Source organism: Acidithiobacillus sp., from assembly GCF_023255755.1.
Taxonomy (GTDB): domain Bacteria; phylum Pseudomonadota; class Gammaproteobacteria; order Acidithiobacillales; family Acidithiobacillaceae; genus Acidithiobacillus.
The window spans coordinates 1-7,555 of record NZ_JAGDVS010000053.1 but is presented as its reverse complement, the minus strand read 5'-3'; the positions used below and the strand labels follow the sequence as shown (position 1 = coordinate 7,555).

Here is a 7,555-nt window from a genome sequence, read left to right as displayed (position 1 = left end):
CGGCCTTACGCCTGCTGGACCCCTTGGCGGTGTTGCAGCGCGGTTTTGCCGTCCTTCGCGACGAGTCCGGCAAGGTGGTGTTTGGCAGCGCCTCTGTCGCGGTGCATGCGCAGGTTACCGCGACCCTGGCGCAGGGCACCCTGCTCTGCGAGGTCCTCAAAAAAAGTGATTAGCGCTTATGTCGGCTATCGACAAGGCCCGCTCTGTCGCTTTACTCTTGGTCTTCGTCGCTGCTGGTCTGAGTGGCGAATTTTTTCTAGCAGGGCGCTGGTGCCCTGAATTCTGAGGAGTGTTCATGGCAAATCCGCAAGTAGTGCTGCACAGCAACAGGGGTGATATCGTCATTGAGCTGGACGCCGACAAAGCGCCCAACACCGTCGAGAATTTTCTGAAGTATGTCGACGAGGGTTTTTTTGACGGCACCATCTTTCATCGCGTGATACCCGGCTTTATGATTCAGGGCGGAGGTTTTACGGCGGAGATGCAGCAGAAAGAGGTCCATGCGCCCATCGCCAATGAGGCGGAGAATGGTCTGAAAAATGCGCGGGGTACGCTCGCCATGGCACGGACCAATGATCCCCACTCTGCCACCGCGCAGTTTTTCATCAATCTGACAGACAATGATTTCCTCAACTTCAAGACGGCATCAGGATCGGGATGGGGTTATGCCGTTTTTGGTAGGGTCGTCAGCGGGATGGATGTGGTGGACGACATCGCGAAGACTCCGACCGGTAACAAGGGGATGCACCAGGACGTTCCCAAGGACACCATCTCCATCGACAAGGGCGAGCGTCTGCCTGCGGCCTGAGTCTATGATGGTGCAGGGTGCAGACCTTGGTAATGGCCCCGTGCTGTTTATCTCTGACCTGCATCTGAGTTCCGCACAGCCCGCGCTGATCGCCCTCTTCCGCCATTTTTGTTTGCACGAGGGCCGGACCGCGCGGGCCGTTTTTATTCTGGGCGATCTGTTTGACTACTGGGTGCATCGGGATCAGGCGGCGGAAGCGCCTTATGCAGAAATCCTTGCCCTGCTCCATGATCTGCAGAAGCAGGGCACCACGGTGTACCTCATGGTCGGTAACCGGGACTTTGCCCTGGGTGCCGCGTTTCTGGCGCAGTTCGGTATCCTCGCCCTGCCCGACCCGGCGCTGCTGCAACTGGGCGATCAGCGTATCCTGCTGACCCACGGTGACTTGCTGTGTAGCGACGACCATCGTTACCAGCGCTTTCGCCGGGTGATTCGCCATCCGCTGACTCGACTCACGCTGGGACGCCTGCCTTATGCCTGGCTCCAGCGTATCGCCCGCGGATTGCGTCGCGGCAGTAGCCGGGAAGTGCGGGCCAAGGCACCAGCCATAACCGATGCCAATCCGCAGACCATCGTCACCGCCCTCCACGGGGAGGGCGTTTTCGCACTGGATGGTGCCACTTATGACATATTGATTCACGGCCATACCCATCGCCCCGTTTGGGAGCAGCGTCCGGAGGGGCGGCGCATGGTGCTGGGTGCCTGGGGCGCCGATGGCGCGCGAATCGGGCGCTGGGAGAACGGCCATTGGTCCCTGCAGTTACTGAGTCCACCGTAATTTCGGTTTTTGCGCGACGGGAGGGAGCATCATGGGCGCCACGGAGCATGATCCAATAGCATGCGGTCTGAGCAGCGCCGCGGCCTCGGCGTTACAGCAACAATACGGGCCTAATCGTCTGCCCACGGCGCATGCACCGCGCTGGTGGCAACAACTGCTGGCGCAGTTTCGCAACACCCTCATCGCGATTCTGCTGGCCGCTGCACTCTTATCACTGGTGCTCGGACATCTGGTAGACGGCGCGGTCATCGGCACGGTGATCCTGATCAACACCCTGCTCGGCTTTGTTCAGGAGAACCGCGCGGAGAAAGCCGTGCAGGCATTGCAATCTTTTCTCGCCCCGCGGGTGTTGGTCTGTCGCGATGGCGAATGGCAACATCTGCCCGCTGAAGCACTGGTGCCCGGCGACTGGGTGCGAATAGAAAATGGGGCACGTATCAGCGCCGACATGCGCTTGCTGGAGGCGCATGCTCTGCGGGTGGACGAATCCCTGCTGACGGGGGAATCCGTCCCGGTGGATAAAACCACTTCTGGCGACGCGGGCGAGTTACTGCTGCGGGCGGGAACGCTGGTGACCGGGGGAGATGGTGTGGGCCAGGTGACCGCCACCGGCAGTGCCACCGAAATAGGCCGTATCCATCAGCTCATGGGAACCACCCTGACCATGCGCTCGCCTCTGCTGGAGCGCATCAGCCGCTTGTCCCGGACGCTCGCTTTCACCGTCGTTCTTCTGGCAGCCATTGCGGCGAGTATCGCCTGGTGGCGGGACGAAGCGCTGGAATTCGCCCTGCTCGCCGCCATCAGTCTTGCGGTAGCCATTATTCCCGAGGGGTTACCAGCGGTCATTAGTGTGACCCTGGCGCTGGGCGTGCAGCGTATGGCGCAACGCGGCGCCATTGTCCGTCAGTTACCGGCAGTGGAAACCCTCGGCACGGTTACCGTCATTTGCACCGACAAAACGGGCACCCTGACAGAAAATCGCATGACTGTGCAGGACCTGGCCCTCGCCGACGGCTCTCCCGCCCTGCTGCAACGTGCCCTGCGGGTCATGATTTTGTGTAATGACGCCCAACTACGCAACGATCAGAGCGGTATTGGTGACCCTCTGGAACAGGCCCTACTCCGCTATGCGGGCACGCATGGTGCGGACGTCGACGCGTTGCGGATGGGGTCTCCGCGGGTGGATGCCCGGCCTTTCAGCCACGAGCAGCCCTTCATGGCGACGCGCCACAACGACGGCATCGCCATTAAAGGGGCCCCGGAATGGGTCCTGCAGCGTTGTCGGTGGATGGCGACTGCAAGCGGGGTGACGGACGTCGATCCGGGCTATTGGCACAAAGTCACTGCGGACATGGCGACTGCCGGCATGCGTACCATTGCCCTGGCCAGTGCGATGGATGGACGGTGGGAAGCTCTGGACGATGGTGGCTGGACCTGGTTGGGTGTTGTCGCACTGCTGGATCCCCCGCGTGCCGCCGTACCGGCCGCCATTGCTGCCTGCCGCAGCGCGGGTATCCGGGTGATTATGGTTACCGGCGATCATCCGCAGACGGCGGCCACTATCGCCCGTCAGGTCGGCATTCTGGAAGATGGTCCAGCGGCGGTGGTCGATCATGCCCAGTGGGTCAGCGCGGATGCAGAGGGACGGCAGGCCCTGGCCCGCGATGCAGTGGTTTTCGCCAGGGTGCAGCCCGCCGATAAGCTGGAACTGGTGCAGACTCTGCAGGCCAGCGGCGAGGTGGTCGCCATGACCGGTGATGGCGTCAACGATGCACCCGCCTTGCGCCGGGCGCAGATTGGTGTGGCCATGGGGCAATCGGGGAGCGACGTGGCCCGTGAGGCTGCGGCCATGGTGCTGAGTGACGACAACTTTGCCCATATCGCCACCGCCGTAGCGGAGGGGCGCCACATCTATGACAATATCCGGCGCACGACTTTCTTTATGCTGCCGACTAATTTTGCGGAAGGGCTGGTGATTTTTTTCGCGGTGCTGTCGGGAATGACCCTGCCTATTACTCCACTGCAGATACTTTGGGTGAACACGATTACCGCCAGTACGCTGACTCTGGCTTTTGCATTCATGGGGGCGGATAAAGGCGTGATGGAGCGCAAACCGCGTCCGGCCCGGGAGGCACTCATTCCAGGAAGCTTGTGGTGGCGCATCTTCGGATTGAGTACCTTTCTGGTCATAATCGTCTTTGTGGTGTTTTTTGGCGATGCGACTCTGCACAGCGACAGCCATGCACATACTCTGGCGGTGAACGCCCTGGTGGGCATGGAGGCCGGAATACTGCTGGCCATGTATGGGCGCTGGCGTCGTGACCGGGGGGATATTGTCCTGGCGGTAGCGATGTTAGCTGCTCTGATTGCCCAGGGGCTTTTCTCCTGTCTGCCATTTTTTCAGCGGGTATTCGCGACAACGGCCATGGGGGGCGCGGATATGGGGATCATTGCCGCCTGCACGGCGTTGGCGTGGCTGGCCGGCAAGCTTGTGGCGCCTCCGCAGGCAGTTTGAGGCGCACCGCTACGCTCGTGTTCATGCTAAAATGAAGCTGTATCATCATCGACTAAGAGGAGAATCAGGTTATGAAAAAGGAGACCTTACGTATCGTCCCCAAGCGCCTGAAACCGCGCTTCGGCGTGCAGCCCACTAGGGTGGAAAGGGACCAGACGGTATACAGCCGCAAGGTCAAGCATCGCGGCCAGGCAGGTCGGGAGGGAGATTCCCATGCCGTGACGACAGGATATCGTCGTCAGGGCATGGGGATTTCGTGGCAAATGCGTGGTGGTTACCGTGCGTCGGCCTGCGAGGGCATAACGCGGCAATCAACGTACTTGCCGTTCTACCGATGTGCTCCATGTGTTGTTTTTTGCAACGGACCGACCAATAGCACTGAGCACCGCCTGTAAAGCGGCCTCGGTGGTATCCTCACCAAAGGCCACTGCGGATGCCGCATGGCCATGGTCCACACTGACCCGCGCGCAAGCCATGGCCCGAGCGCCGGTACCGCTACCGAGGGCATGCTGGTCGAACTGTTCCACCTCGGCACGAACGCCCCAACTCTGGATCAGCGCATCGACCAAGGCACCTACGGCACCGCTCCCCTTGCCCTGTAAAATATGCGGCCGTGCCTCCGGGCCAACCACCACGGTCGCTGCGACCTGCTCCCCTTCCCGGCTGAGACGATAGCGGCGCATGTGCCAGTCCTCCGCGGGATGGCAGTAATGGCTCTCGAACAGGGCGAAAATCTGCGCTGAGGTGACTTCACCGGTCTCCTGCTCGGAAGCCGCCTGCACTACGGCGCTGAAGTCCTGCGCCAACCAGCGCGGCAAGGAAATGCCGTGGTCGCGCTCCAGCACATGGGCGACACCGCCCTTCCCGGACTGGCTGTTGATGCGCACCACCTCTTCGTACTTGCGCCCCAAATCGGCAGGATCGACGGGCAGATAGGGCACCTCCCAGGCAGCCTCTTCCCGTTCCCGCCGATGGTGCATGCCCTTGCGAATGGCGTCCTGATGACTGCCGGAAAACGCCGTGTAGACCAGTTCGCCAAACCAGGGATGGCGCGGCGGCACGACCATACCCATACACGCGGTATAGATCTCCGCGATTTCCGTGCCCATGGACATATCCAATTGCGGATCAATGCCCTGAGAGTAAAGATTCATGGCCATGGTGAGAATATCCATGTTGCCGGTGCGCTCGCCGTTGCCGAAGAGGGTGCCCTCCACCCGGTCGGCACCCGCTAACACCGCAAGTTCCGCCGCCGCCACCGCGCAGCCGCGGTCATTGTGGGTGTGGACGCTGATCTGCACGTGCTCCCGCCCGCGTAAATGGTCGCAGAACCATTCAATCTGGTCCGCGAAGACGTTGGGCATGGACGACTCGACGGTGGCGGGCAGGTTGAGGATCACCGCCTGCCCCTGATCAGGCCGCCAGACCCCATTGACCGCCTCGCAGACATCCACCGCATAATCCGGCTCGGTGGCACTGAAGCTCTCCGGCGAATACTGAAAGACCCATTCCGTCTCTGGATAGCGTGCCGCTCCGGCCTTCACCCACTCCGCGCCACGCACGGCAATGGCCTGGATGCCCTCCCGATCCAGGCCAAACACCTGTTCGCGCTGGGCCGGGTTGGTGGAGTTGTAGACATGGACAATCGCCCGCCGCACCCCTTTCAAGGCCTCGTATGTGCGGTCAATCAGGGCTTCCCGCGCCTGGGTGAGCACCTGGATGGTCACCTGCTCGGGGATACGATCTTCTTCAATGATGCGCCGGACAAAGTCAAAATCGGGCTGGGAGGCAGCGGGAAAACCCACCTCAATCTCCCGAAAGCCCATACGCACGAGCAAATCGAACATCCGGAGCTTTTGCTCGACGCTCATGGGGGAGACCAGCGCCTGATTGCCATCGCGCAGATCGACGCTGGTCCAGACGGGCGCGTGGTGCATACGGCGGTTTGGCCAGCGCCGGTCCGGTTTGTGGACGGGCGCGAAGGCGCGGTAACGGCGGTGGCTGAAAGTCCCCATGATCCAATCTCCTGCGGCAAGTGACGATGGACGCAGTATAAGGAAGAAGTCGCAGCAGGTGCTTGCGAATTGGGGCCATAAAAGCGACTATGTCGCATGATTATTGCGCACTAACACCCATTAACGGAGTAATATTGTGCTATGAGGTCGAAAGCTCCTGCCATCGAATTAGATCGCTACGACCGCCGCATTCTGGAGGAGCTACAGCGCGACGGCGGACTCAGCAATCAGCGTCTCGCCGAGCGCATCGGTTTGTCCCCCTCCCCCTGTCTGCGCCGGGTGCAGGCGCTGGAAGACGCCGGGATCATCCGCAAGCGCGTAGCCCTGCTGGATCCGCAGCGTCTGGGCTTGGCGCTGATGGTGCTGATGCACATCAGCATGGACCGCCATACCCCCGAGCGTTTTGAGCATTTTGAGGCAGAAATCAGTCACTCGCCGGAGGTACTGGAGTGCTACCTCATCACCGGTCATGACGCGGATTACCAGATCAAAGTTGCCGTGCGTGATATGGCGCATTTTCAGGAATTTTTACTCAATCGCCTGACGCGCATCGAGGGGGTGACCGGCGTGCATTCCAGCTTTGTGCTGCGCAGGGTGGTGGATACGACAGAGTTGCCGGTGTATTGATCACTGTTTATCTTTTCAAGCGATGCATGAGGGCTTCCCTCAGCTTTATGTTTCAGCATGACGTTGTCGTGAGCGGGTAGCAATGGTCCACACTCCACAATCATCTCTATATCTTTTCTTTTTTCGGCTATTAGGAGTCCATTATGAATGCAAAGTATTCTGGACAGTGTCTTTGCGGGGAAATCAGCTATTCAGTTTATAATGATCCAGTGTTTACCGGAAATTGTCATTGCAAAGACTGCCAAAGATCATCAGGCAGCGCGTTCATTCCTGCGATGATTTTTCATGAGAAAGATGTTGTTGTTTCTGGTGAAGCAAGATATTTCGAGTCTCAGGTAGACAGCGGGAATATACACAAGAGAGGTTTCTGCCCGAATTGTGGTTCTCAATTGTTTGCTCAGTTCAGCAATATGCCAGGAATTCTAGGAGTAAAGGCTGGAACATTAAACGACTCATCAAGTTATATTCCAAGATTAGACTTCCATGTAGGTAGCGCTGCACCTTGGGACTTCATGAACCCAGATCTACCTAAAAAGAAGGGCGCAACAAACAGCTAAACTTATAACCATCTTGGAATCCGCCGTCGCTCGGAGGGGCATCTTTGGTATTCTGGGCCCGCAGTTACCGCAGATCCTCTTCGCATGCCCCCCTGACACAAACTCCAACTATTTGATCTATCTCTCCAGTATCTATCGAGTGAAATCGGCACCCATTGCCGCAGCGATCACATTCATATCGTGATCACTAATGCTGAAAAGTAAGCGGTAACTGAGCGGCGTTGTATTCTGGATTTTTCAGATGTGCAGAATGGT

Annotated in this window: 6 protein-coding genes; 5 read left to right on the top strand and 1 reads right to left on the bottom strand. The window is 59.3% G+C overall.

Annotated elements, in window-relative coordinates; all coding sequences use genetic code 11:
* The first annotated feature begins 295 nt into the window (after nucleotides 1–295).
* From Q0C48_RS03785 to Q0C48_RS03775, 3 genes are read left to right on the top strand one after another with little or no spacing between them, the layout of a single operon-like run.
* Entirely contained in the window at nucleotides 296–808 is a 513-nt protein-coding gene (locus Q0C48_RS03785) for a peptidylprolyl isomerase (RefSeq protein ID WP_291521701.1), read from the top strand.
* A gap of 4 nt (nucleotides 809–812) precedes the next feature.
* Nucleotides 813–1,586, top strand: coding sequence for a UDP-2,3-diacylglucosamine diphosphatase (locus Q0C48_RS03780; RefSeq protein WP_291521699.1), 774 nt, complete (start codon nucleotides 813–815; stop codon nucleotides 1,584–1,586).
* Between the two features lie 31 nt (nucleotides 1,587–1,617).
* Entirely contained in the window at nucleotides 1,618–4,101 is a 2,484-nt protein-coding gene (locus Q0C48_RS03775; protein ID WP_291521697.1) for an HAD-IC family P-type ATPase, read from the top strand.
* A 311-nt stretch (nucleotides 4,102–4,412) separates the two neighbouring features.
* Here the strand turns inward: Q0C48_RS03775 and Q0C48_RS03770 are convergent, their stop codons facing one another.
* The gene (locus tag Q0C48_RS03770; protein WP_291521695.1) at nucleotides 4,413–6,116 is read right to left on the bottom strand and encodes a 2-isopropylmalate synthase; all 1,704 of its coding nucleotides are present in this window, start codon (nucleotides 6,114–6,116) and stop codon (nucleotides 4,413–4,415) included.
* 141 nt (nucleotides 6,117–6,257) lie between these two features.
* Here Q0C48_RS03770 and Q0C48_RS03765 point away from each other — a divergent pair, with 141 nt between their 5' ends.
* Nucleotides 6,258–6,743 (top strand): Lrp/AsnC family transcriptional regulator, encoded by a 486-nt coding sequence (locus Q0C48_RS03765; protein WP_291521693.1) that lies wholly within the window; start codon nucleotides 6,258–6,260, stop codon nucleotides 6,741–6,743.
* A 143-nt stretch (nucleotides 6,744–6,886) separates the two neighbouring features.
* Nucleotides 6,887–7,300: a GFA family protein gene (locus Q0C48_RS03760; RefSeq protein ID WP_291521691.1), complete on the top strand. Its 414-nt coding sequence runs from the start codon at nucleotides 6,887–6,889 to the stop codon at nucleotides 7,298–7,300.
* Nucleotides 7,301–7,555: the final 255 nt, after the last annotated feature.